The organism is Accumulibacter sp. (assembly GCF_023806625.1).
Taxonomy (GTDB): domain Bacteria; phylum Pseudomonadota; class Gammaproteobacteria; order Burkholderiales; family Rhodocyclaceae; genus Accumulibacter.
Window position 1 is genome coordinate 57461 of sequence record NZ_JAMTDX010000043.1, and the last position, 25969, is coordinate 83429.

Sequence of the window (25969 nt, forward strand, 5' to 3'; positions counted from 1 at the left end):
TCCGGATATCGGTTCAAGTTCATGATTTTATTGTGTTGCAACAGCCCCGGAAGGGGCGACGGCCGCGTCAAGGGCTGCTGGCGGGTCCGCCGGGCGCAGCCGGGCGACCGCCCGGACGTACGGCCGACTCGCCGGACTGATTTCGCCGAGCGCGGCGAGTGCCGCGCTGGCCTCTGCACGGGTGGCGTAATCGCCGTAGATCACCCCGAGCCTTGCCCTGCCACCGGCAGTCGAGCGATAGACGCGGATCTGCGCGGGATCGAGTACCCGAGCATGGCGTGCAATGAAATCAGAGACTTCCCTCGTGCCGGTGGCGTCGGTGACGAGCAACTGGATGAAATGATGGCTGTCCGGCGTCGTCTTGAGCCAGCGCTCGGTGGCCGCCAGGCGGTCGTCGACGCTCATCGCCTTCGCCTGCAGCACGGCCGCGGTGCGGGGCGGGCCGGGCGGCGTCGCGGGCTCGCTCTGGTCAACGACCGCCAGGGGCTTTTCCTTTGGCGGCTCCGCTGCTGCTGAAGGCTCGCTGGCCAGCAAAGCCGCCGCCGCGACGCCTGCGGCCCGATCCTGCAGACCCGGGGCGAGCGCTGCGGGATCTCCGGCCGGCGCCGCCGGTCCATCGAGCCGCGGAGCGGCGAACCGACTGCCGGCAAAGAAGGCCAGCCCGGCGACGCCGAGCAGCAGCGCGCCGGCACCGACCCACTTTGCGGGGCGGCGCCAGTCGCGGCCGACGGGAGCAAACCGGGCATCGCGGATCGCCGCCCTGACCTGCCGGCTGCCCACCTGATGCACGCCCGCCGAGAACGCGGCGAGCAGGGCCTTGTCGGCGAGGATGTTGATGCGCCGGGTCAGCCCGCCCGAGGCGCGGCTGATCAGGCCGATTGCCGCGCGCGTGAACAGGTCCGGGCCACGGTAGCCAGCGGCCCGCAGGCGAAAGTCGAGATAGCTGGCGACGTCGTCACGGCCGAGCGGATCGAGACGGAAGCCGTGCGTGATCCGGTCGCCGAGCTGGCGCATCGACGGCTCGGCAAGGCGCTGATCGAGTTCCGGCTGCCCGAAGAGGACGATCTGCAGCAGCTTGTGCCGGCTCGACTCGAGATTCGAGAGCAGGCGGATCTGCTCGAGCGCTGCGGCGGGCATGGCGTGCGCCTCGTCGATCAGCACGACGACCTGCCGGCCGGCTGCGTAGATGCCGAGCAGCCGTTCGTGCAGCGACTGCAGCAACTGGTGACTGCGCCCTTCACCGAGGCTGATCCCGAGCTCGCCGGCAATCGCCAGCAGGATCTCGTCGCAGCTGAGCATCGGGTTGGCCAGGTAGACGGTCTCGACGTTCTCGGGCAGCTTTTCGAGCAGCATCCGGCAGAGCATAGTCTTGCCGCTGCCGACCTCGCCGGTGACCCGGACGATCCCCTCGTCGTGGGTGATCGCGTAGATCAGCGCTTCGAGCGTCGCGCCGCGCTTCGCGCCGCCGAAAAAGAATTCGGTGTGCGGCGTGATCCGGAAGGGTGCCTGCTGCAGCCCGAAGTGGTCGAGGTACATCAGGGCTCCCGGGCGACCGCTTCCATGCGGTTGTACAACGTCGTGCGATGCATGCCGAGCAGCCGTGCCGCCTGGCTGACGTTGCCGTGACTCAGCTTGAGCGCCGCCTCGATGTAGCCGCGCTCGGTGGCGTCGAGCAGGCGGTCGAGGCTGAACGGCTCGCGCTGGCGCAGACGGAGCATCGCCGCGGCGACGATCTCGTCGCCGCTAACGATCTCGCCGACCGCCGGCGCCGGGGGATCGTCAGGCACGTCGAGTTCGCTGGCCAGCGCCGGCGCCTCGACGAGCTGCCCGGGATAGCGCGTGGTCAGGCGAATGACGATGTTGCGCAGTTCGCGGACGTTGCCCGGGAACGGATACGCCAGCCAGAGCCGTTCGGCGTCGGCTGCGAGGGTGAACGGCGGCTGCTGCGTCTGCGCGGCGTAGAGCATCCGGAAATGCCCGAGCAACAGCAGCTTGTCGTCGCCCATTTCGCGCAGCGGCGGGGCGACGACCGAACACACCGACAGCCGGTGATAGAGATCGGAGCGGAAATGTCCGGCCCTGACTTCCTTGCGCAGGTCGCGGTTGGTCGCCGCGATGATCCGCGCCTGGCTGACGCGTTTCTGCGTTTCGCCGACCCGCTGGTATTCGCCGTTCTCGAGCACGCGCAGCAGCTTGGCCTGCAGATCGAGCGCGAGTTCGCCGATTTCGTCGAGAAAGAGCGTGCCGTCGGCGGCGTCTTCGAAATAGCCGCCCTTGGTCGTCACTGCGCCGGTGAACGCGCCGCGCGCGTAGCCGAAGAGCGTCGCTTCGATCAGGTTCGGCGAAATCGCCGCGCAGTTGAGCGCCATGAACGGGCGATAGCGTCGACGCGTTTCGTGATGCAGGCAGCTTGATGCGATGATCTCCTTGCCGCTGCCCGATTCGCCCTCGATCAGGACGGGGAAGGGCAGGTCCGCATACTGGCGCAGCTGCAGGCGCAGTTTCTGGATCGCCGGACTGTTGCCGATCAGCGGCGACGCATTGTCCTTCTGCCTTTCGTCGAGCGCGCGGAAGGTCAGCGCACCCTGGAGGACCTGCTGCAGATCGACCGGGCTGCACGGCTTGGCGACGAAATCCGCGGCGCCGAGCGTGCGCGCGTGACGCGCGTTGCCGTCGTCGCTCTGGCCGGAGAGGACGACGATGCGGATTTCCGGGGCCACCTTGAGCAGGTCGGAGATCAGCGCGAAGCCTTCGTCGGGCCGGTGCGGCACCGGCGGCAGACCGAGGTCGACGAGTGCGAGTTCCGGCGGCCGGCGCAGCTGGCGCAGCAGCTGCAGACAATGCGAACGCGAGTGACTGGTGACCACCTCGAACAGCGGACTCATCGAGAAGCTCAGCGTGTCGCAGATCAGCGGATCGTCGTCGACGATCAGCAACAGCGGCTTTTCCGGCTGAGACGGGGCGGACTGGGAAAGCATCGCGGCGTAGGGTCGTGGGTCGAGCGGCCAATCTCCATTATTCCACAATTATATTAACGTCAACTATTTCACCATCCGGACATCGGCCGCAGGGTATAATGCTCGTCCCTTTTTCGCGAAAGGACCGCGTGTCTGACGAAAATCTCATCGAGATCAAGGACCTGGATTTCGCCTACGAGGACCGGCCGATCCTTGGCGGAATCAGCCTGGCGATCCCGCGCGGCAAGGTCGTGGCGATCATGGGAGGCTCCGGCTGCGGCAAGACGACGCTGTTGCGGCTGATCGGCGGCCAGCTCCGGCCGCAACGCGGCGACGTGATCGTCGATGGGCAGTCGGTGCCGCAGCTCGACGACGACGCGCTGTACGCGCTGCGCCGGCGGATGGGCATGCTCTTCCAGTTCGGCGCGCTGTTTACCGACGTCTCGGTTTTCGACAACGTCGCGTACCAGATGCGCGAGCACACCGATCTTCCTGAAGAGCTGATCCGCGACATGGTCCTGATGAAGCTCAACGCGGTTGGCCTGCGCGGGGCGCACCAGCTGATGCCGGCCGAACTGTCCGGGGGAATGGCCCGACGCGTCGCGCTGGCGCGCGCGATCGCCCTCGATCCGATGCTGATCATGTACGACGAGCCCTTCGCCGGCCTCGATCCGATTTCTCTGGGGGTGATCGGACAGCTGATTCGCAAGCTCAACGACGCGCTCGGCGCGACGACGATCATGGTCACCCACGACATCCAGGAGTCGCTGCTGATCGTCGACTACATCTATTTCATGTCCGAAGGCAAGATCGTCGCGCTTGGCAATCCCGACGAGATTCGTGCGTCGGCGCACCCGTTCGTGCACCAGTTCGTCTTCGCCGAGGCGGACGGACCGGTACCCTTCCACTATCCGGCGCCCCCCCTGGCCAGCGAACTGCTCGGAAGGGCCGCGGCATGAGCGAGCGCAGTCGGGGTCCCGCGTCGATCCTCACCGCGGTCACCGGCCTCGGCCACCGGGTCAATGATGCGCTTGCGCGGCTCGGCTTCGCGACGCGCTTCCTGATCGTGCTGTTGCGTTGGTCGGGACAGTCGTTTCGGCGTTTTCACCTGACGATCCGCGAGATTTATTATTGCGGCTTCCAGTCGCTGCTGATCATCATCGTTTCGGGTCTGTTCATCGGCATGGTCCTCGGGATGCAGGGCTACGAGACGCTGCAGCGCTACGGATCGGCCGAGGCGCTCGGAGTGCTCGTCGCGCTGTCGCTGGTCCGCGAGCTCGGCCCGGTCGTCGCCGCGCTGCTCTTCGCTTCGCGTGCCGGATCGTCGATCACCGCCGAGATCGGGCTGATGAAGGCCACCGAGCAGCTGACCGCGATGGACATGATGGCCATCAATCCGATCGCCCGGGTGGTCGCCCCGCGCTTCTGGGGCGGAGTGATCTCGATGCCCTTGCTCGCTGCGCTGTTCTCGGCGACTGGCGTCTTCGGCGGCTACCTGATCGGGGTCGTGTTCATCGGCGTCGACGAGGGCGCCTTCTGGTCACAGATGCAGGCTTCGGTCGACTTCCGCTACGATGTCTGGAGCGGAATCGTCAAGAGCTTCATTTTCGGGATCGCCGTGTCGTTGATTGCCGTGTTCGAGGGTTACGACGCGGTGCCGACAGCCGAAGGCGTTTCGGGTTCGATCAAGGGCACGGTCGTCAAGTCGGCGCTGGCCATACTCGCTCTCGACTTTGTGTTGACCTCGTTCATGTTCCGGGAGGGCTGATGAGTCGCAAGTTGCTCGATCTGTGGGTCGGTATCTTCGTTGCCTTCGGTCTGGCGTCGGTGCTGTTCCTGGCGCTGAAGGTCGGCAACGTGTCGACCAACCTGTCGGAGACTTACCCGCTGACCGCCAAGTTTGTTAACATTGGTGGCCTGAAGGTGCGTGCGCCGGTCAAGAGTGCCGGCGTCGTCGTCGGGCGAGTCGCCGACATCCGTTTCGATCCGGAGAGCTACGAGGCCGTCGTCACGCTGAGCATGGACTCGCGCTATCGCTTCCCGAAGGACACCTTTGCACTGATCCTCACCGCCGGGCTGCTCGGCGAGCAGTACATCGGCCTCGACCCGGGCGGAGACGAGGCCATGCTCAAGGCCGGAGAAGTCATCACCAAGACCCAGTCGGCGGTGGTCCTCGAGAAGCTGATCAGTCAGTTCATGTTCAACAAGGCGTCCGAAGGACAGGGCGACAAGTAGACCGAAAGGGAGTCAGTGAACACACAGCTTTCCACTCGCCGGGCTACCTGCCTGGCTGGCGCGGTCGCGATCGCTGCGGCAGGTTGTGCGACGACGGCGAACAATCCGAAGGACCCCTTCGAGGGTTTCAATCGCGCGATGTTTGCGGTCAACGAGGCCCTCGACGTAGTCATCAAGCCCGTCGCCCAGGGTTACGACGCGGCCGCTCCGCTGCCCCTGAAAGTGGCGATCAGCAACTTCTTCGGCAACATCTGGGACAGCTGGACGGCGGTCAACAACCTGCTCCAGGGCAAGCCCGGAGACGCCGTCTCGGACGTCGGCCGAGTACTGATCAACAGCACGATCGGCATCGGCGGAGCTTTCGACGTCGCCGGCGAAATGGGGTTGACCAAGCACTCCGAGGACTTCGGCCAGACTCTGGGCAAATGGGGAGTCGGTGACGGACCGTACTTCTACTGGCCGATCATCGGGCCACGGACGACGCGCGACACTTTCGGCTGGATGGTCGACGTTTACGTCGACCCGGTCTGGCACGTCTACCACACCGACGACATGGCGCTGCGCAACAGCATGGTCGCCGTTCATTACATCAACCTGCGAGCGAGCCTGCTGCCGGCCGACAAGGTCGTCGAGGAAGCCGCTTTCGACAAGTACGACTATATCCGCGATGCCTACCTGCAGCACCGCCGGAGCGAAATCTTCGACGGGGCGCTGCCGCACGAAGTCCTCGACGACGAGCGCTAGCCGCTCTGGCAGGGCTGACCGAAGACTGCAATCTCTCAGGAAGAAATGATGAAGTCCCTACTGTCGCTGTTTTTTGCTGCATGGCTCGCCGTCGCCCCCGCGCTGGCGCAGGAGGTCTCGCCCGACGCACTCGTCCGCCAGGTCACCGAGGACGTGCTGACCGTCGTTCGCCAGGACAAGGACATTCAGGGTGGAAGCACGCGCAAGGCGATCGAACTCGTCGACGCCAAGGTTCTCCCCTATTTCAACTTCCAGCGGATGACGGCGCTGGCCATGGGGCGCGACTGGAACAAGGCGACACCGGAGCAGAAGAAGCGGCTCTCCGAGGAATTCAAGACGCTGCTCGTGCGCACCTATGCGAACTCGCTGACTTCGTACAGGAACCAGACGGTCGTCTACAAGCCGACCAGGATTCAGCCCGACGACCCACACGTCGTCGTCAAGACGGAGATCGTGCAGCCGGGCAGCAAACCCGTACAGCTCGATTACACGCTCGAAAAACAGGGCGACAGCTGGAAGGTCTACGACGTGATCGTCGCCGGCGTCAGTCTGGTGACCAACTATCGCGACACCTTCAACAACGAAGTGCGCAACAACGGGATCGACGGCCTGATCCCCATGCTCGCCAACCGGAACAGGCAGCTCGAAGCCGGCACCCGGAAGTGATCGAGCTGGCCGACAGCCGGCTTCGCGTGCTGGCCCCGATGACCATCGCCAACGCGCGAGCGCTGCTCGGCGCCGGGCAGGCATGCCTGCGCTCGGCACAGCCCGGCGGGGTCAGCGAGCTCGACCTGTCGGCGGTCGACGAAGTCGACTCGGCGGCGCTGAGCCTGATCTTTGCGTGGCTGCGCAGCGCCGCAGCGAGAGGGCTCACGCTGCGCGTCTTGAACCCGCCGGCGAGCCTGTCGAGCCTCGCCGAGCTCTACGGAGTCTCGGAGCTGCTTCCAGTGTCCTGAGGACAGGCGCAGTCATCCGCATCCGGGTAATTCTGGCCAATGACCTTCGCCGTCTCGATTGACCGGCTCGAGAAGCGCTTCGGCGCGCTGCTCGCGCTTGGCGGGGTGTCTTTCGACATCGCCGAAGGCGAGTTCTTCGGCCTGCTCGGACCGAACGGTGCCGGCAAGACGACGCTGATCTCGTGCCTCGCGGGTCTCTGCCGCGCTGACTCCGGACGGCTGGCCGTGCTCGGCCACGACGTCGTCCGCGATTACCGCAGCGCCCGCCGACTGCTCGGCGTCGTGCCGCAGGAACTCGTCTTCGATCCGTTCTTCTCGGTGCGCGAAACGCTGCGCATCCAGTCGGGCTACTTCGGAATCCGCGACAACGACGACTGGATCGACGAGATCCTCGCCAACCTCGACCTGACCGGCAAGGCCGACACGAACATGCGCCGGCTTTCCGGCGGCATGAAGCGCCGCGTCCTGGTCGCCCAGGCGCTGGTGCACAGGCCGCCGGTGATCGTCCTCGACGAGCCGACCGCCGGCGTCGACGTCGAACTCAGGCAGGCTCTCTGGCAGTTCATCCGCCGGCTCAATCGCAGCGGCCATACGGTGATCCTGACCACCCACTATCTCGAGGAGGCCGAGGCACTCTGCGGCCGGATCGCGATGCTCAAGCAGGGCCGGATCGTCGCGCTCGACTCGACGAGCAACCTGCTCGCCGCCTTCGCCGGGCAAACGCTGCGCGTCCGGCTCGCGCCCGGTCAGGAACTGCCGCCAGCGCTGCGTGTCCGGGGCGGCTACAGCGACGGGACATGGACCTTCCAGCTGGCCAGCCTTGGCGAGATCGAGCCGCTGCTCGCCGAACTGCGTCTCGCCGGCAGCCGGATCGACGACCTGCGCCTGACCCAGGCCGACCTCGAAGACGTCTTCCTGAGCATGATGCACGGAGCCGGCACAGCGGGAGCACGAAGCTGATGGTCGGCTTTCGCACACTGCTCTACAAGGAAGTTCTGCGCTTCTGGAAAGTCAGCTTCCAGACCATCGCCGCGCCGGTGCTCACCGCGCTGCTCTACCTGATGATCTTCTCGCACGTCCTCGAGGAACACGTCCAGGTTCACGGAGTCGCCTACACGGCTTTCCTGATCCCCGGACTGGTGATGATGTCCGCGCTGCAGAACGCCTTTGCCAACAGCTCATCGAGCCTGATCCAGTCGAAGGTCACCGGCAGCGTCGTCTTCGTGCTGCTGCCGCCGATCTCCTACGCCGAATTCTTTCTCGCCTACGTCGTCGCCGCGGTGCTGCGCGGCCTGATGGTCGCCGCCGGCGTATTGCTGGTCACCGTCTGGTTTGCGCGGCCGGGCCTCGCCGCACCGCTGTGGATTCTCTGCTTCATGGTCCTCGGTGGGGGGATCATGGGTGGGCTGGGGATGATCGCCGGCATCTGGGCCGACAAGTTCGACCAGCTCGCCGGCTTCCAGAATTTCCTGATCATGCCGCTGACCATGCTCTCGGGAGTCTTCTACTCGATTCATTCGCTCCCTTCGTTCTGGCAACAGGTGTCGCATTTCAACCCGGTGTTCTATATGATCGACGGTTTTCGCTACGGCTTCTTCGGGGTCTCCGACGTCGCGCCGGAGACCAGCCTCGCGGTCGTCGCGGGCTGCTTCGTCGTCGTCTCGGCGGCGACGCTGCTGCTCCTGAGAAGCGGCTACAAACTGAGAACCTGAGTCATGATGCACCCTGACGAGATTCGCCGGATCATCGCCGGCGGGCTGACTTGCGAACACCTTCAGGTCGGCGGTGACGGTCAGCATTTCACGGCGCTGATCGTCAGCATGGAGTTCACCGGCCTGAGCCGAGTGCGGCGGCAGCAGAAGGTCAACGAGATCCTGCGCGGGCACTTCGACAGTGGCGAACTGCATGCACTGTCGATGAACACCTGCACGCCCGACGAGTGGAGGAGGAAACTGGCCGGTGGATAAGCTGCTGATCCGTGGAGGCACGCCACTCTCGGGCGAGATCGCCATCTCCGGCGCGAAGAACGCCGCGCTGCCGATCCTCTGTGCGAGCCTGCTGTGCACCGAGCCGCTGCGCCTGACCAACGTGCCGCAGCTCAAGGACGTGTCGACGATGCTCAGGCTGATCGAGCAGATGGGCGTGCGCGTGACCCGTGAAGGCCCGGACAGCCTGGTCCTCGACAGCCGCGGTCTGGACAATCCGCTCGCCCCGTACGATCTGGTCAAGACGATGCGCGCGTCGATCCTCGTCCTCGGTCCGCTGCTCGCACGCTGCGCAGAGGCGCGCGTGTCGCTGCCCGGCGGCTGCGCGATCGGTGCGCGCCCGGTCGAGCAGCACATCCGCGGCCTGCAGGCGATGGGCGCAGAGATTCAGGTCGAGCACGGCTACATTCAAGCACGCGCACCCGGCGGTGTCCGACGCGGCCTGCAGGGCGCCTGCATGGTCACCGACATGGTCACGGTGACCGGAACCGAGAATCTGATGATGGCCGCCGTCCTCGCCGAAGGAGAAACGGTCATCGAGAACGCGGCCCGCGAGCCGGAGGTCGTCGACCTGGCCAACTGCCTGATCTCGATGGGTGCGCAGATCTCCGGGGCAGGCACCGACAAGATCCGAATCCGCGGCGTCGACAGCCTGCACGGCGCCGAGCATGCGATCATGGCCGACCGCATCGAGACCGGTACGTACCTCTGCGCGACGGCCGTCACCGGCGGCAGCGTCCGGCTGACGCACACTTCGGCGGCCTACCTCGACGCGGTGATCGACAAGCTGCTCGACGCCGGCTGCGAGATCACCACCGAGCGCGAGGCGATCAGCCTCAAGGCACCGCCGCGGCTCAAGGCGGTGAGCATCCGCACCTCGCCGTATCCGGCGTTTCCTACCGACATGCAGGCACAGTTCATGGCCATCAACTGTGTCGCCGAGGGATCGGCGGTGATCCGCGAGACGATTTTCGAGAACCGCTTCATGCACGCCGTCGAACTGATCCGCCTCGGCGCCGACATCCGCATCGATGCCAGCAATGCGATGGTCACCGGCGTCGACCGGCTCGACGGCGCGACGGTGATGGCTACCGACCTGCGCGCGTCGGCGAGCCTGGTGATTGCCGGCCTGGTCGCCCGTGGCGAGACACTGATCGATCGCATCTATCACCTCGACCGCGGCTACGAGCGGATCGAAGCGAAGCTCAGTCAGCTCGGCGCACAGGTCACCCGCGTCCGCTGAACCGGAACACCCTGCCGCCGCCGTCAGGCGCGCCGGATCAGAGGTTGTGGACAAATCTGCTGCGCGACCAATCTGCGGCGTTGCTCACTCGCTCCGCCGACGGCCGGCTTTGCACAGCCGGCCGGCTGCGGCGGCGCGCAGCATGCTGCGCGAAACCCCGCCTTCGCCCTCGCCTATCCATCTGATATGTCTCGTCGTTCGCTCGCTCGCGCCTTGCATCTCGGCCTGCTCGCGACGATTTCTTCACAACCTCTCACTTGAGGATGCCGATCAGGTTCGAGAAGCCATCGGTCCACAGCGCGAAGCCGGGTCGCGGAGCCAGCTTCCCGGCGTTGTCGAGACTCCGGCGCAGCGCTTCGGCGCGCTCGGGCCGCGCGAGCAGCACCCACAGCGAATGCCGACAGAAGCGATCGTCATCGTCGGGATCGAGCTCGACGGCGAGCGCCTTCATCCCGAAATGGCGGGCCGCTCCGGCCAGCACCGGACGCAGGTCGAGGTAGCGGTTGGTGATATGCACGGCGAGAACCCCGTCGGGCTTCATCTGCCGCAAATAGGTCCGGATCGCCTCGATGGTCAGCAAGTGGGTGGGGATCGAATCGCCCGAAAAGGCATCGACGACCAGCACGTCGAAGTTCTGGTCGGGATCGGCTTCGAGCATCAGCCGTCCGTCGCCGAGCACCGGGACGATTCGTGCCGCGCTGTCGGCGAGATAGCTGAAGTCCTGGCGGGCGAGTTCGAGAACCTGTTCGTTGATTTCGTAGATTCGCATCTCGTCGCCACGGCGGCCGTACGCCGCCAGCGTGCCGGTGCCGAGACCGACGATGCCGATGTGCAGCGGCGGGCCGTCGGCGAGGCTCTGGAGCAACTGACCGATCCCCGACTGGCGGCAATAATACGCCGTCGGCTCCCGGCGATGAGCTTCACCGATGAACTGCTCGCCGTGATTGATCCGCCCGTGCACGATGCTGCGCCTGATCCCCAGCGGGGGCTCGTTGACCTCTGCGACGCGCAGCTGCCCGTAGAAGTTGCGCAGTACGCGCCGGTAGTCCTCGACATAGCCGATCGAGATCGCCGTCAGGCGGCAGGTATAGGCGACGAGCGCGGCGACGACCAGCCCGCGCCAGAGCGGACGAAGTTCGCGCCAGAGGACGATGACCACGAGTAGCGCGCAGAGGAAGAGGCCGATCGGCAATTCGAAGTAGGCGTTGAAGAGTGCGGGGGCGACGAGGCCGACGAAGCTCCCGCCGAGCGCGCCACCGATCGAAAGCATCAGATAGAACAGCGTCAGGTGGCGGACAGGCGGTCGCCTTCTGACCAGTTCGCCGTGGCAGACCATGCAGATCACGAACAGCGAGACGCTGAGCACGCTGACCAGCATCGGAACCGGCATCCCCGCTCCGTCGAGGACACGATCGATGGCCACGAAAGCCAGCGGCAGAGCGAGCAGGAAGCCCGGCCGGTAGTAGTAGCGCGGCGCGTCGAAGCAGAGGATGAAGCTCAGCAGGTAGATGCTCAACGGCAAGACCCAGAGGAAAGGCACCGGCGCGACGTCCTGGGTCAGGTGTCTGGTCAGCGCCAGCAGCAGCAGCGAGGCGGTCATCGCCAGACCGACCCAGATCAGGCATTCGCCGACCGCCGGGCGGGGATCGGTCGCCGTGGCCGCCGCGGTCCGCTCGCGCTCGCCCGATACCCCTTTCCAGGACTGCCAGGTGCTCGCGAAACAGGCGACGACGAAGAGCACATAGGCTCCCGACCAGATCAGGGCCTGCTCGCGGTCGACCAGGTAGGGCTCGACGAGCAGCGGATAGCTGAGCAGTGCGAGCATCGAGGCGAGGTTCGACAGCGCGTAGAGGCGGTAGGGCATCAGGCTGGCAAACGACCTGGCGTACCACGCCTGCATCAGCGGACCGGTCGTCGAGAGCAGCACATAGGGCATGCCGACGGCCGAAGCGAGGACGAGCAGGACGTTCAACGTCGGGCTCGCGAACGCAGCTCCCTTCAACGCGTCGTCGGGAATGACCGGCAGGGTCGCCAGACTGAGCAACAGCAGCGCGCAATGGACGACGTTCTGGCGCCGCGGTGACAGCCACTCGTGAAGCAGATGGACGTAGAGATAGCCGAGCAGCAGTCCGGCCTGGAAAAAGACGAGGCAGGTGCTCCACACCGACGACGAGCCGCCAAACCACGGCAGGATCATCTTGGCGATGATCGGCTGGATCTGGAAGAGCAGGAAGGCCGAAAGGAAGACGGTTATCGCGAAGCTGATCATCGGGCTCGTCCGGGTGGCTGGCCGGCAGCGCGGCAACGAAAGCTTCCTGCCGCTTGCCGGCGCGCGGGAAGTCACACGGCCTTCGCAAAGGAAAGGGGGAAGTGTCTCCGGCCGTCAGTTCCCGGGTGGCGGAGCTTCGGGCGCCGCCGGTGCGGTGTGCCACTGCTCGCGCGGAACGACGACCGATCCGGAGGGCTGCAGAACGAAATGCGGCGACATGATCTGGACGCCGTAGGTATTGAACTGATCCTGAATGTTCGCATGCAGCGCCGAGAGCACCGGAACCCGCTCGAGCGGATTGTCCATGTGCGCGAAAAGCTCGTACTCGACGTACCAGTCCGACAGGCTGCGTTGATAGACAAAGGCTCTCGGCGTGCCACGCAGGCCCGGCGTCTGTTCGGCGGCAGCGATCAGCAGCGCATGGACCTGGCGCCATGGCGTGTCGTAACCGATGGTCACCTTGGTCGACACCAGCGTGCCGCGCTCGCCGGCGAGACGCGAGTAATTCTTGATCGGGTTGCTGACCAGCACGGCGTTGGGGATCGTCACCTCCTCGTTGCGCATGTTGATGATCTTGGTCGACAGGACGCCGAGTTCGCTGACCACACCGACGGTGTCGCCGAGATCGACGAAATCGCCCACCGCCAGCGCCCGCGAATAGACGAGAACCAGACCGCTCATCAGCTGATTGACGATGCCTGCCGAACCGAGCGTGAGCATGAAGCCGAACATCACCGACAGCCCCTTGAAGGCATCGCTGTTGGACATCGGGATGAACGGATAGGCAACCGCGACGCCGAGCCCCCAGACGAGGATCGCGACAATGCGCTGCGTCGCGTTGACCGTTTCGGGGTACACCCCTGGCATCTGCACCCGACCGGCTCTCACTGCCTTGAAGAAGTTGCCCAGCGCTTCGTTGAAGGCCTTGGTCAGGAACAGGATGATCAGCGCGGTGGCCATCCCCGGGACGGCCTCCATGAAGCCGTAGCCGAGCGTATTCAGCAGTCGGAGGAGGAAGTCGCTGAGGTGCTCGCCGAGCGGCTCGGTGAGCGGAAAGCGGGCTAGAACGAAGGTCAGCCAGAGGTAGGCGACGGTCAGCCAGAGGAAAGCCATCAACAGCTGCGCGATCCGCTGCACGAGGAGCAATCCGTGGCGCGCCCAGCGGAACCTGCCGCTCTCGGGCTCGGCCTCGATGATCTCCTGGAAGTGGTGGACGATCCACGCCGTCGCGCGGCGAATGAGCCCGAGCAGAAGGGCAGCTATGACTGTCGCGAGTACCGACAGACCCAGGCCCTTGAGCAGAATTGCCGGGCGCCTCTGGGTTTCGCTGACCCGCAGCGCCTGGGTCATCTCGTCGGCGGCACGCCGGGCGGCCTCCTCGAGCGAGAGTTTCTCCTCGGGGTCGAGGTCGCCCTCGAGAACGTTGAACAGGACGTGCTCGCCGATGTGCAGACCGATGCCTCTCCCACCGCCGATCGTAAACGGGGTCAGCTCGACCGGCTGCTCGCGCGCTGTTTCGGGCAGCGCGTCGATGCGGTTCAGCGCCCGCCGCACGCGGTGCTCGGGACTCGCCCCGACGAAGGTCGTACGAAAGGTGAAGATCGGGCGAAAGTGATAGATCAGCGTCGCCTCGGGAAGCTGCGCCGGCTCGACGGGCTTGTCCGCCGCACGTGCTCCACCAGAAAGCAGAAGAACGGCGACGCAGAGCAGGAACAGCGCTGCGAACGAGCGGGAAGAAACCAAAGGGATCGGGTTCATCAGGGCGATCGACGATCAGGGCGCCGGGAATTATACCCGCGGGCGATGCGTCGCGCGGCCGGGCGGTGAGGCCGGGACACCGTCAGCCCGTCCCGCCGACGGTCAGCCCGTCGATGCGCAGCGTCGGCTGACCGACGCCGACCGGGACGCTCTGGCCGTCCTTCCCGCAGGTGCCGACTCCCGGGTCGAGACGCAGGTCGTTGCCGATCAGCGACACCTGTTTCATCGCCTCGGGCCCGCTGCCGATCAGCGTCGCGCCCTTGACCGGCGCAGTGACCTTCCCGTTCTCGATCAGGTACGCCTCGGCCATCGAGAAGACGAACTTGCCGTTGGTGATGTCGACCTGTCCGCCGCCGAAGTTGACCGCGTAGATGCCCTTCCTGACCGAGGCGATGATCTCTTCGGGGGCACGCTCACCAGCGAGCATCGTCGTGTTGGTCATCCTGGGCAGCGGCAGGTGGGCGAACGATTCGCGCCGACCGTTGCCGGTCGGCGCGACCCCCATCAGCCGGGCGTTGAGCGCATCCTGCATGTAGCCGACGAGGATGCCGTCGTCGATGAGCACGTTGCGCTGCGTCGGGTTGCCCTCGTCGTCGATGTTCAGCGACCCGCGCCGTCCGGGGATCGTCCCGTCGTCGATCACCGTCACCCCGGGAGCGGCGACGCGACTGCCGACCCGGCCGGCGAAGGTCGAACTGCCCTTGCGGTTGAAATCGCCCTCGAGCCCGTGGCCGACGGCCTCGTGAAGCAGGATCCCCGGCCAGCCGGAACCGAGGACGACGGGCATCGTCCCGGCCGGAGCCGGGCGGGCAGCGAGATTGGTGACCGCCTGGTGGACCGCCTCGCGCGCGTATTCCTGGAGCAGTCGATCGCTGAAGCAGCCGTAGTCGGTCCGCCCGCCGCCGCCAGCCGAGCCCTGCTCGCGGCGGCCGCGCTCGTCGACGATCACGGTCAGCGAGACGCGGACCAGCGGCCGGACATCGGCAGCCAGGCGGCCATCGCTGCCGGCGACGAGGATGACTTCGTATTCGCCGGCGAGATGGGCGATGACCTGGCTGACTCGCGGGTCCTCGGCGCGTGCCATCGCCTCGAGCCGTTCGAGCAGGCTGACCTTGCTCGCCGCGTCGAGCGAGGCCAGCGGATCGAGCGGCGCGTAGAGCCGATGCCCGCGCCGCTTGCGGACGGCGGGAACGCGCCGCTGCTGACCGGCGGCGGCGATCGCGCGCACCGCCGCTGCGGCGTCGCCGAGCGCCTCGGCGCTGATGTCGTCCGAATAGGCGAAGGCGGTCTTCTCGCCGGACAGCGCGCGCACGCCGACGCCCTCGTCGATATTGAAGCTACCTGCCTTGACGATCCCCTCTTCGAGGCTCCAGGCCTCGGACCGGCTGTACTGGAAGTAGAGGTCGGCATAGTCGACCCGATGGGCAACGATCCTCGCCAGTACGGGCTCGAGATCCGCGACCTCGAGACCGTAGGGAGTCAGCAGCGTCCGAGTCGCCTGCTCGAGAAGACTTCGCGATCCTGTGTTCATCGAATTTCCATGGTTGCCGTTCCGGGGAGCGCTCCGCTCCCGCCTCAGAGAACGCGATGACGCAAGGCCGGCAGGCTCGCTCGTACCTCGGCGATGCGCGCGCGGCTGAGCTTGCCGAAAACCAGACCCGGGCCCCTGGGACGACGATCGATCACCGTACCCCACGGATCGACGAGCATGCTGTTGCCGTGGGTCTCGCGGCCGTTTTCGTGCCGACCGCCCTGCGCCACGGCGAGAACGTAGCACTGATTCTCGATCGCCCGGGCGCGCAGCAGGATTTCCCAGTGCGCCCTGCCGGTCGTTTCGGTGAACGCCGCCGGAATGACCTGCAGATCGGTGACCGCGAGCGCCCGGTAGAGTTCCGGAAACCTGAGGTCGTAGCAGATCGACAGGCCCACCCGACCAAAAGGCACGTCGAAGGCAACCGGCTGGCGACCCGCCTCGATGGTCAGGCTTTCGTCGTACGACTCTTCGCCCTGGCGGAAGCCGAAAAGGTGGATTTTGTCGTAGCGCGCCACTTGCTGCCCCTGCGGATCGAAGGCGAGGCACGAATTGAAGACCTTTCCCCGGGTCGCCGTCCACAACGGAAGCGAGCCGCCGATCAGCCAGACACGATGCTCACGCGCGCTGGCCGAAAGGAAGTCCTGGATCGGTCCGCGACCTTCGACCTCGCGGACCCTGACCTTGTCGTCGTCGGTGATACCCATGATCGCGAAGTACTCGGGGAGGGCGACCAGCTCGGCGCCGCGTGCGACGGCTTCGGCGATCAGCGCGGCGGCGGTGTGCAAATTCTCCTCGACACGCGGTGTCGACACCATCTGCACGGCGGCCACGCGCAAGGTCGGCTGAACGCGTGGCAGCGCCCCCGACGGGTCAACGGACCGGGGGGACATCGTTCGCACCCGGCGAAGTGCTTGCCGCCGACTCGGGAAGCGACGTTCGCGAGACCTTCTCGACCTTCGGGTCATCCCACCTGCCGGTCACCAGGTACTCGACGCTGAATACCTTGCCCAACGGATGTTGCAGAACCTTGTCGGCAAGCAGGGTGGCCAGGCCAGCCACCGGATTGATCACCGCGACCCCGAGCGCTGCACTGCCGCCGAGTTCGGGCTGGACGACGACGTTGACATGCTGGGTCTCGTTCTTCAGGTCCGCTTCCCCGCGCATCACCACCTGCGCCGCCGGACCGACGATCTGCAGGCGCTTGGTATGCATCACCCCTTTGCTCACCGTCAGACCCCCGTGAATCCTGTCGAAGGCGAAACCTTCGCTGAATACGTCGCCGAAATCAAGCGACAGCCGACGCGGCAGGCCCTGCAGGCTGAGCAGACCAAGCAGCTTGCCGACCCCCGGATCGACCTTGACGAAGCGCCCGCCGCTCGCCTCGAGCTGCATCTCACCGCTGAGGCTGGCGTAGTCCAGCGCCGTCGGCGGGCCATTCCAGCCAATCCGGCCCTTCAGCGTCGCCGTGCCGCCACGTACGACGCCGCCGTAATTGAGCCGCTCGAGCAGCTTGCCGACGTCGCTGCTCTCGAGCGTGAAGTCGAGTTGGGTGCGGTTGCCCTTGCCTGCCTCCCACTGGCCGCTGCCCGACAGGCTGCCATGGGGGTTTGCGAGCTGGACCCGATCGAGCCGCCAGAGTCCGCCCTCGTTGTGTGCCTGAACGTCGAGCCGTCCGAACCGCCTCTCGCCGATGGTGAAGTCCTCGACCACCACATCGAGCGCCGGAAGCTCGTTGAGCGCCTCTGCGGCGGGTTCGTTGCCCACGTCGACCTGGTCCGGCCGCCGCCACTTCCTGAACTGTGCAGCCAGCCGACCGGCCCCCGCTCCGTCCCAGAGGAAGTTCCCCACCGCCTCACGCGACTGCACCGTGCCGCGCCATTGCCCCGCTGCGCCGCTTGCGCTGACCGCCGCGTCGCTGTAGTGGGCGCCGACGACGATCAGCTCATCGGCCTTGAGATCGACGGCGACGGGCAACGCCGAAGCCGTCTGCGGCGCCTCCTGGGGCGTCCGGCTGCCCATCAGCTTCTGCCATGCATCGACATCGACGGTCCTGGCCGTGCAACCGACGCTCAGGCCGCGCTCGGGCAACGCCGGCAGAGCGCGGCCGATGACGATCGCCCCACGTTCGAGCTGCATCTCGCGATCCTCGCGGCGGCGAATCAGTTGTCCGCTGAGCACACTGCCCAGCGTCACGCGCAGCTGGTCCCTCGAGATCGCCTGGCCGTTGCGCTGCTCGGTCGACGGAGGCAGGAGCACGCGCTCGAAATGCAGCGGCCAGGCTTCGCTGGCGGTCTTGGCCAGCGGCGCCGGCAGCGTCGAGCCGACGCCGACGAGATTGCTGTCGACGACGAGTTCGACGTCGCGCTTGCGCACGCGAACCTCGGCGCGGTAAGCGGTACTTCCCGAAAGCCGGTCGAGCGCCCGCCACTGCGCCCGGCGGCGCAGTTCGTCGACCGACAGCGTTCCGCTGGCGCCGATCAGCACCTTGCCGCCCTGGGTACCGCCGCTGATCCGCAGCTGACCACCGAGCAACTGCGCGCCGATCTCCGGGACGCGCAGATCCTGCTCGGAGAAGTGCACCGATCCCCTGACCTGACGCAACGGCGGCAGCGCCGAATCGACGGTCACCTCGTTTCCGAGGAAATGATAGCTGCCATCGACCTTCGACTCGCCGAGATGGGCCTCATCGAGCGGAATGACCAGCGCAATGTCCAGGCGACCCTTGCCGCTGGCGCTCATCTCGTCGGTGAAATGATCGATGCGCCCGGCTACCGGGCTGTCGCGGATGAAGCGGAGGAACTCGGCCGTTTCACCCTCGGCTCGACCCTGGACCTTGAGCGTCGACACCGGCGCGTCGAGGTCGGGAATCTCGGCACGCGTCTCGACGAGGTGCGCACCGAGGATCGAACCGTTGCGCGAATGCACGGTCATGCCGACCCCCTCGAAGCGCAGCTCGGCGTCCATATCCGAAATCATCGGCCAGCCGGTCGCGTAGTCGAGCGTCACGTCGTGCGCCTTGACGGTCACCAGGAACTGGCCATGCTTGCGGTCGACGAAGGGGAAGCGGGCGAGATCGCCTTTGAGGGTGAGCTTCGCTTCGCTGGCCTTGCCCGCCTTGAGCGAATCGCGGAGCCAGTACCGGGCGTCGGCATTGACCGTCAGCGGGAGGTAGCGCCAGACGGCGCGCGCATCGGCACGACTCAGCGCCGCTGTGAGATCGATGCTGCCCGGTCCCTCGGCAGCGCGGTGATAGAGGCCCTGTGCCGATCCCGCCGCGTCGGCACCGGAGAACTCGGCGCGCAACAGTTCCACGTCGAGTCTCTCCTTGCCGATCTTCCAGCGCGTCTGGGCGTTCAGGGCATCGAGCTCGATCGACGACTCGGGGAAGACCTGGGGCAGATCGAGGCGCACCTTGCGCGACGCGAGCTGCACGCTGCCCCCCTGGTCGCTGGCATCGATGACCCCCGACAGACCACTGACCCCGGGCAGACTGCCCTGCGCTCTGAACCCGAGATCCTGGAAACGCGCCTTCAGCGAATAGCCGTGCAGAGCCTCGGCGTCGCCGAGCCAGCTGGCCTGCAGGCCGCCGATCGCCCCGCGCGGAGCGAAGTCGTCGAGCAGCTTGCGTGAACCCGCGTCGAGCGGCAGGTAGCTCGCCAGACGAGCGAGCGCGCCGAGGTCGACGGCGCTGGCCTCGGCACTGCCGCGCACCGCCGCACCGGCTCCTGGCTGGCGCTGCCATTCGACGTGGAAATCGGTCGGCTCGATGCGCACCACCGGCGCCGCCGCGTCGTCGTGGTCGCGAATCCGGCTGGTCAACAGCTCGAAGCGCCTGCCCTCGATGCGCATCGCGCTCGTGCCGGAACGAACCGCCAGACGACCCGACAGGTGATCGAGTTCGAGTTCGGGAAGGTTGCCCGCCAGACGCAGGCGCACGTCGTCGAGCGAAAGGTCCGCGGTAACCTGCTGGACATTTCCCGCCGCCAGAGTGACCCACGCGCGCAGCGCACCGCGACCATGCGGCAGGGCGATCGGGTAATCGAGCCAGGTGCGCCAGACGGCGAGGTCGACGTGGTCGATCTGGACGAACGCCTGCCCGTTGAGCGCACTCAGTTCCTCGACACGCCGACCCTCGAAGTCACCGCGCAGATCGAGCCGCGATGCGTGCTCGGCTGGTGGCAGGGCTGTCAGACCGAAGCGGTGATGGCGTCCCGACCGATCGACTGCGAAGTTCACGTCTTCGAGGATCAGCGGCGGGGCTCCACGCTTCTCGTCCTCCCAGACGATCGTCGCGCCGCTGATCCGGATCCGCTTTTGCGCCAGGATCCAGTCGGCGAAACCTGTTTCGCCGTCGCCGGCATTGACCGGAATTCCGGCGACGAACAGCTGCCCCTCGGTGTCGCGACGCAGATGGAGCGTCGGCTCGTCGATGCGCAGCAGGCTGAGGCGAAGCTGCAGGCTCGGCAGTGACGACCAGGACACGACGCTCTCGACGCGACTGAAGGCCAGCGCCGGCCGTCCGCCGGTGTCGGCGATGCGCACGTCGGAGAGGATCAGGTCGGGATTGAGTCCGTCCCAGCTGGCCTGGATTCGACCGATGCTGACCGCCAGCCCGAGCGCGCGGCCCAGCGCCTGCTCGATCTCCGGCCGGTAATTCTCGACCTGCGGCAGGATGTAGTAGCGCAGCGACAGAACGCCGATTACGAAGGCGAAGTAGAGGAGCAGCAGGCCGCGCAACAGCCAGCGCGCGAGCCCCCGGGCAAGCGGGGACGAGACGAACGGCAGGAGGTAGTGCAGGCGGTGATAGAGCGCCGGACGCAGTTCGTCGTTCCGCATCAGGGCGGGCCACCGCGGAAACACTTTTGCCAACAGCCGGCGCGCGTCACTAGAATGTGTCCAAATCGCTCGATCGGGGTCGCCGGCCATTGTACCGGCTTTGCGCCTGCATTCGCGGCCGGCGCGGACCGCCGGCCGGCGCACGCACACACCGGGAGAGAGAATGGTCGCCGAGACCGAAATGCATGGCATCGTCGCGGCAGCGCTGGCCGCCCCCTGGGAAGGCGCACGGGCGCACAGTCGCTACCTGCGCGATCTGCTCTCGGCACGCCCCGAGGTTGGCGAATGGCTTGCCGGGCACGCCGGAGAGCCGCTCGGCAAGGAGCTGATGAGCGACTTCCTGGCCAGCGCCGCGGCATCGACCGACGAGCAGATCAAGCGCGCACTGCGCCAGCTGCGCCAGCGGATCATGGCCGTACTGATCGTTCGCGACCTCGCCGGGGCCGCCCCGCTCGGCGAAGTCGTCGAGACGATGACCGACCTTGCCGATGTGGTCACCAACTTCGCGCTCGACCATTTCCACCGGCAGCTTGCCGCACAGTTCGGAGAACCGCTCGACAACGATGGACAGCCGCAACGGCTGCTGGTCATCGGGATGGGCAAGCTCGGTGGCCGCGAGCTCAACGTTTCGTCCGACGTCGATTACATCTTCGTCTACCCGCAGGAAGGGCAGACTGCCGGGCCCGGCCGCCGGCTGGACAACTACGAGTTCTTCCTGCGCCTCGGCAAGCGGCTCGTCGCCGCACTCGGCGAACTCACCGAGCACGGGCTGGTCTTTCGCGTCGACATGCGCCTGCGGCCGAACGGCGACTCCGGTCCGCTGGTCGGTTCGCTCGGCTCGCTCGAGAACTACTTCATCGCCCAGGGGCGGGAGTGGGAACGCTACGCGTGGATCAAGGCGCGGGTGATGAACGACGGGGCGAATCTGCAACCGCAATGGGTCAGCGCGCTGCACGCGATCGCTCGCCCTTTCGTCTTCCGCAAGTATCTGGACTACGGAGCGATCAATGCCATGCGCGGGCTGCACGCGCAGATTCGCCGTGAAGTCGCGCGCAAGGACATGGCCGACCATATCAAGCTCGGTCCTGGCGGAATCCGCGAAATCGAGTTCGTCGCCCAGGTCTTCCAGCTGATTCGCGGAGGTCGCGATCCGGTCCTGCAGGTCCGCCCGACGCTCGAGGTGCTCGGACTGCTCGCCGAGCGGCGCCTGATGCCGGCGGACACCGCTGCGGAGCTGGCCACCGCCTACGACTTCCTGCGCCGGCTCGAACACCGACTGCAGTACGTGAACGACGCGCAGACGCACCGGCTGCCGACGGCCGACGACGAACGCCGGCTGATCGCCGCTTCGCTGGGTTTTGCCGACTGGCCGACCTTCGTCGCTGCGCTCGACGCCCAGCGCGCGACCGTTTCGCGCCATTTCGAGGGCGTCTTTTCGGAGCCCGCCGAGGGGCATCACCCGCTGGCCGCGATCTGGGACGGTCTGGCGAGCGGCGACGAAGCATTCGAGCGCCTCTCCGGGCTCGGCTTTGCTCAACCCGCAGCTCTGCTCGACCGGCTCAGGGCGTTTCGGCAGAGCGGGCGCTACCAGCAGCTGCCGGCAAGCAACCGCGAGCGGCTCGACGCACTCGGTCCACGCCTGATCGACGCCGCTGCGGCGACCGCCACTCCCGACGCCACCTGGCAACGCGGTCTCGACTTCCTCGACACGATCAGCCGCCGCGGCGCTTACCTCGCCTTGCTCCAGCAGTACCCGCAGGCGCTGAGCAAGCTCGCCGATCTGGTGGGCAGCTCGTCGTGGGCGGCCGACTACCTGACGCGGCATCCGATTCTGCTCGACGAGTTGCTCGACGCGCGAATCTTCGAAGTCGCTCCGGACTGGCACGACTTCCGCACCGAACTCCGGACGCGCCTTGCCCAGCACCAGGGCGATACCGAACGCGAAATGGATATCCTGCGCGAGGCCCACCACGCCCAGGTCTTTCACCTGCTCGCCCAGGACATCGCCGGCCTGCACACCGTCGAGCACCTCGCCGACCGGCTCAGCGAGCTCGCCGACATCATGGTCCAGGCGACCCTCGACCTCTGCTGGGAGAAGCTCAGACTCCGCCACCCACACCCGGACGAGCCGCCACGCTTCGCGGTGATCGCCTACGGCAAGCTTGGCGGCAAGGAGCTCGGCTTCGCCTCCGACCTCGACCTCGTCTACCTGCACGACGACCCCGAGCCGGGAGCCGGCGAGCTCTACGCGCGTCTCGGCCAGCGGATGAGCACCTGGATGTCGACGCAGACGCCCGCCGGGATGCTCTTCGAAGTCGATCTGCGCCTGCGCCCGAACGGCGACTCGGGGATGCTCGTCTGTCCGATCGACGCGTTCCGCCGCTACCAGCTCGGTCAGGCCTGGGTCTGGGAGCACCAGGCGCTGACCCGAGCCCGCTACTGCGCAGGCCACCCGGCCCTCGGCGAACAGTTCGAGGCGATCCGCGTCGAAATCCTCCGCCAGCCACGCGACCCGGACAAGCTGCGCGACGAGGTACTCGCGATGCGCAGGCGGATGCTCGACGAACACGGCTCGCGCAGCGAGGAGTGGTTCGATCTCAAGCACGATCGCGGCGGGCTGATCGACGTCGAGTTCATCGTCCAGTATCTGATCCTCGGCCATGCTCACCGGCACGCGCGCCTTTGCGGCAACCTCGGCAACATCGCGCTGCTCGGCATCGCCGCCGAGTTGGGCCTGATCCCTGGCGACCTCGCCGGGAGCGCGCGCGATGCCTACCGCGAGTTTCGCCGCCTGCAGCACGTCCTGCGCCTCAACGCCGGACGCCGGGCGCGGGTCGAACGCGCGTCGCTCAGCCAATGGATCGCGCCGGTCCTCGCGTTGTGGGATCTGGTCTTCGCGGCGCGCTAGCCCACGGCTGGGCGCCGAGCGTCGATGCTTAGCCGGTCAGCGGCCAGCGGGGACGCACCGCGAAGCAACCGGCCGGCTTTGCCGCGTGCCCCGACTGCAGACGCAGCGCACCGGCGAGCGCGATCATCGCGCCATTGTCGGTACAGAATTCGAGTTCGGGGTAGTACACCGAGACCCTCGCCCGGGCCGCGCGGGCGTCGATCTGCCGGCGCAGTTCGCGGTTCGCGCCGACCCCGCCGGCGACCACCAGCCGCTTGAGCCCGCAGCGCCGCAGTGCGCGGAGCGCCTTGCTGGCCAGGACTTCGACGATCGCCTCCTGAAATCCACGGGCGATGTCCGCTCGTCGCTGCTCGTCGAGATCTCCGATCTCGCGCACCCGGGTGAGAACCGCGGTCTTCAGGCCGCTGAAACTGAAATCGAGGTCGCCGGAACGCAGCATCGGCCGCGGAAAGACGACCTGCCCGGGGCGGCCGCGATCGGCGAGGGCGGCCAGCGCCGGGCCACCCGGGTAGTCGAGACCGAGCAGCTTGGCCGTCTTGTCGAAGGCTTCGCCGGCCGCATCGTCGAGCGTCTCGCCGAGCAACTCATAGGCGCCGACTGCGGTCACGCGCATCAGCTGCGTGTGCCCACCCGAGACGAGCAGGGCGACGAAGGGAAAAGCCGGCGGGTCATGCGAGAGCAGCGGTGAGAGCAGATGGCCCTCGAGGTGATGCACCGGGACGGTCGGAATGCCCAGGCCGGTGGCCAGCGCCTCGGCAAATGCCGCGCCGACGAGCAGGGCACCGGCGAGTCCGGGGCCCTGCGTGTAGGCTACGGCGTCGAGCTCTTCGAGGCGCCGCCCGCTCGCCGCCAACACCTGCCGCAACAACGGGACGATGCGCCGGACATGATCGCGCGAAGCGAGTTCGGGCACCACGCCGCCATAGTCGGCGTGCATGCACACCTGCGAGTGCAGCGCGTGGGCGAGCAGCCGGCCGCCGCCAGCTTCGCTGCTGTACAGCGCGAGTCCGCTTTCGTCACACGAGGTTTCGATTCCGAGGACCAGCATTGCCGACATTCTACCGCGCAGACCCGCCGGCCAGCACCCCGGAAATCGCCGCAGGTCGCGGCACCGCCGACCGCCCGCGTCGGTCGTTCGCCGGTCAATCGACCGGGAAGCGGACGAGGACCTCGCGGCGGACTTCGCCGCGCTCGATCTGTACTGGCAACACGGTGCCCGGTGGCTGCCGGCGAACCGCGCCCTGCACCGTCGAAACGTCGGCCGCCGGCCGTCCGGCGACTGCGACGATCCGGTCGCCAGGCTGCAGACCGCTGCTCTCGGCCAGGCTGCCGGCGCCGACCGACGAGATGAGGACCTGGCCACGATGGCTTTCGAGAGCGATACCGAGACGCGGCGGGGCCGACGGCTCGCGTGCCGCCGGGATCGCGAACACCGCATCGGCGAGTTGCGCCGGCAGCCCGGTGCACTCCGCGCTGGCGACGGGCAGCGGCAGTAGCGTGGCCGTCGAGCCGAAGCCGAGCGCACGCAACTGGTGCGCGACGCCGTGCCCGAAGCGCAGATGGCCGCTGCCGACGATGCCGACGACCAGCGGTCCGCGGCCGCCGGCCGCCTTGCTGCGCACGAGGATCTCGGCCATCGCCCGGTCCCAGACCAGTTGCGACTCGACGAAGCGGTCGAACGCCGGGTCGCGCCCGGGACTGTCCGCTGAGCCGCCGCGCAAGGATGCGTGCTGGCGATGCGTCTCGGACAGGAGCTCGCGATAGGCAGCCGGGGCTGGCGCCGGGTTGCCGACGCCCTCGCGCTGATCTGCGGAGACGGCGGCCCAACCGCTCGCGGCCACCTTACGGATCAGTTGCCGGTCGACGTTCAGGGCGAGCATCGGTATCCGGTTCATGCGCGCGAACTCGAACAACGGCAGGTAGAGTTCTGCCGGATGCGCCCACACCTCGTCCCATTCCGTCTGCGCAAGAAGCTCGGCGACGCTCAGCTCGCCGGCGACCCAGCGATCGAGCACCGGCTGGACTCGCCGGGGGAACATTTCGAAGCCGATGATCAGCTTCGGCCGCAACGCGTGCAGCCCGGCAAGGACCTGCAGCTGCCAGCGATGATGGTCGGCGTCGTCGTGCTCCTCGCCGAGCAGGACGAGGTCCCGCCGGACCACCGCACCGAGGACCCGCCGGCTGTCCGAACGCTGTGCCGCGCGGGCACCCGGAACCCACCAGCCTGATTCTTCGAGGCAGATCGCCGACACTCCCTGCTCGCCGGCCGCCGGTTCGCTCCCGGCTGCCGGGCCGGCGAGGCCCAGCCCGACGGCCAGCGCGAGCAGGCACAGGCGCTCTCGGGCGGCCATCGGCACACCTGGCCCGTCGCTTTCCGCCAAGAAATCCACCACCTCTTCCTCCCGATATGCCGGCGAAGCGCTAGTTCAGCGGCACCCCGCCTCACCCACCGGTCACGATTGCGCGCGACGATTATCGCACCGTCTGCGCATCGGGGCCTGCCTGGGGCGCGGTCCGCCAGCTGAGCGCGGGGTCTGCGACTAC

At 67.0% G+C, this 25969-nt stretch carries 20 protein-coding genes; 11 read left to right on the top strand and 9 right to left on the bottom strand.

Going from position 1 to position 25969, the window contains the following annotated elements:
• Positions 1–27: 27 nt before the first annotated feature.
• Both NFW05_RS07880 and NFW05_RS07885 read right to left on the bottom strand, forming a co-directional pair.
• Positions 28–1536 (bottom strand): AAA family ATPase, encoded by a 1509-nt coding sequence (locus NFW05_RS07880; RefSeq protein WP_295304659.1) that lies wholly within the window; start codon positions 1534–1536, stop codon positions 28–30.
• Positions 1536–2978 (bottom strand): sigma-54 dependent transcriptional regulator, encoded by a 1443-nt coding sequence (locus NFW05_RS07885; protein WP_295304660.1) that lies wholly within the window; start codon positions 2976–2978, stop codon positions 1536–1538. Before NFW05_RS07885 ends, NFW05_RS07880 begins: the two co-directional genes overlap by 1 nt.
• A 98-nt stretch (positions 2979–3076) precedes the next feature.
• Here NFW05_RS07885 and NFW05_RS07890 point away from each other — a divergent pair, with 98 nt between their 5' ends.
• From NFW05_RS07890 to murA, 10 genes are read left to right on the top strand one after another with little or no spacing between them, the layout of a single operon-like run.
• Complete coding sequence (locus tag NFW05_RS07890; RefSeq protein ID WP_295304663.1) at positions 3077–3916, top strand: ABC transporter ATP-binding protein; 840 nt, start codon at positions 3077–3079, stop codon at positions 3914–3916.
• On the top strand, positions 3913–4725 hold the full coding sequence (gene mlaE / locus NFW05_RS07895; RefSeq protein WP_295304666.1) for a lipid asymmetry maintenance ABC transporter permease subunit MlaE: 813 nt from the start codon (positions 3913–3915) through the stop codon (positions 4723–4725). Before NFW05_RS07890 ends, mlaE begins: the two co-directional genes overlap by 4 nt.
• Entirely contained in the window at positions 4725–5192 is a 468-nt protein-coding gene (gene mlaD, locus NFW05_RS07900; RefSeq protein WP_295304669.1) for an outer membrane lipid asymmetry maintenance protein MlaD, read from the top strand. The genes mlaE and mlaD overlap by 1 nt, the downstream gene beginning before the upstream one ends.
• A 51-nt stretch (positions 5193–5243) precedes the next feature.
• On the top strand, positions 5244–5936 hold the full coding sequence (locus tag NFW05_RS07905) for a VacJ family lipoprotein (RefSeq protein ID WP_295304832.1): 693 nt from the start codon (positions 5244–5246) through the stop codon (positions 5934–5936).
• Positions 5937–5981: 45 nt separating this feature from the next.
• Positions 5982–6602 (top strand): phospholipid-binding protein MlaC, encoded by a 621-nt coding sequence (locus NFW05_RS07910; RefSeq protein WP_295304672.1) that lies wholly within the window; start codon positions 5982–5984, stop codon positions 6600–6602.
• Complete coding sequence (locus NFW05_RS07915; protein WP_295304674.1) at positions 6599–6892, top strand: STAS domain-containing protein; 294 nt, start codon at positions 6599–6601, stop codon at positions 6890–6892. Before NFW05_RS07910 ends, NFW05_RS07915 begins: the two co-directional genes overlap by 4 nt.
• Positions 6893–6931: 39 nt before the next feature.
• A complete protein-coding gene (locus NFW05_RS07920) occupies positions 6932–7852 on the top strand; it encodes an ABC transporter ATP-binding protein (protein ID WP_295304677.1) in 921 nt (306 codons plus the stop codon).
• On the top strand, positions 7852–8604 hold the full coding sequence (locus NFW05_RS07925; protein ID WP_295304680.1) for an ABC transporter permease: 753 nt from the start codon (positions 7852–7854) through the stop codon (positions 8602–8604). Before NFW05_RS07920 ends, NFW05_RS07925 begins: the two co-directional genes overlap by 1 nt.
• 3 nt (positions 8605–8607) lie before the next feature.
• Complete coding sequence (locus tag NFW05_RS07930; protein ID WP_295304683.1) at positions 8608–8859, top strand: BolA/IbaG family iron-sulfur metabolism protein; 252 nt, start codon at positions 8608–8610, stop codon at positions 8857–8859.
• Positions 8852–10120: a UDP-N-acetylglucosamine 1-carboxyvinyltransferase gene (murA, locus tag NFW05_RS07935; RefSeq protein ID WP_295304686.1), complete on the top strand. Its 1269-nt coding sequence runs from the start codon at positions 8852–8854 to the stop codon at positions 10118–10120. Before NFW05_RS07930 ends, murA begins: the two co-directional genes overlap by 8 nt.
• Before the next feature lie 253 nt (positions 10121–10373).
• Here murA and NFW05_RS07940 read toward each other — a convergent pair whose 3' ends face one another.
• From NFW05_RS07940 to NFW05_RS07960, 5 genes are all read right to left on the bottom strand, one after another.
• Entirely contained in the window at positions 10374–12389 is a 2016-nt protein-coding gene (locus tag NFW05_RS07940; protein ID WP_295304689.1) for a spermidine synthase, read from the bottom strand.
• 114 nt (positions 12390–12503) lie between these two features.
• A complete protein-coding gene (locus NFW05_RS07945) occupies positions 12504–14147 on the bottom strand; it encodes a mechanosensitive ion channel domain-containing protein (protein WP_295304691.1) in 1644 nt (547 codons plus the stop codon).
• Positions 14148–14229: 82 nt separating this feature from the next.
• Positions 14230–15678 carry a metalloprotease TldD gene (tldD, locus tag NFW05_RS07950; RefSeq protein ID WP_295304694.1) on the bottom strand — a complete coding sequence of 483 codons (1449 nt, stop codon included), beginning with the start codon at positions 15676–15678 and terminating at the stop codon, positions 14230–14232.
• Between the two features lie 44 nt (positions 15679–15722).
• Complete coding sequence (locus NFW05_RS07955) at positions 15723–16571, bottom strand: carbon-nitrogen hydrolase family protein (protein WP_295304697.1); 849 nt, start codon at positions 16569–16571, stop codon at positions 15723–15725.
• Positions 16552–20517 (bottom strand): YhdP family protein, encoded by a 3966-nt coding sequence (locus tag NFW05_RS07960; protein WP_295304700.1) that lies wholly within the window; start codon positions 20515–20517, stop codon positions 16552–16554. Before NFW05_RS07960 ends, NFW05_RS07955 begins: the two co-directional genes overlap by 20 nt.
• Positions 20518–20698: 181 nt before the next feature.
• Between NFW05_RS07960 and glnE the strand changes: the two genes are divergently transcribed.
• Complete coding sequence (gene glnE, locus NFW05_RS07965) at positions 20699–23425, top strand: bifunctional [glutamate--ammonia ligase]-adenylyl-L-tyrosine phosphorylase/[glutamate--ammonia-ligase] adenylyltransferase (RefSeq protein WP_295304835.1); 2727 nt, start codon at positions 20699–20701, stop codon at positions 23423–23425.
• Positions 23426–23453: 28 nt separating this feature from the next.
• Here glnE and tsaD read toward each other — a convergent pair whose 3' ends face one another.
• On the bottom strand, positions 23454–24473 hold the full coding sequence (gene tsaD, locus NFW05_RS07970; RefSeq protein WP_295304703.1) for a tRNA (adenosine(37)-N6)-threonylcarbamoyltransferase complex transferase subunit TsaD: 1020 nt from the start codon (positions 24471–24473) through the stop codon (positions 23454–23456).
• Between the two features lie 94 nt (positions 24474–24567).
• Positions 24568–25776, bottom strand: a complete 1209-nt coding sequence (locus NFW05_RS07975) for a ChaN family lipoprotein (RefSeq protein ID WP_295304706.1) — start codon at positions 25774–25776, stop codon at positions 24568–24570.
• Positions 25777–25969 lie beyond the last annotated feature (193 nt).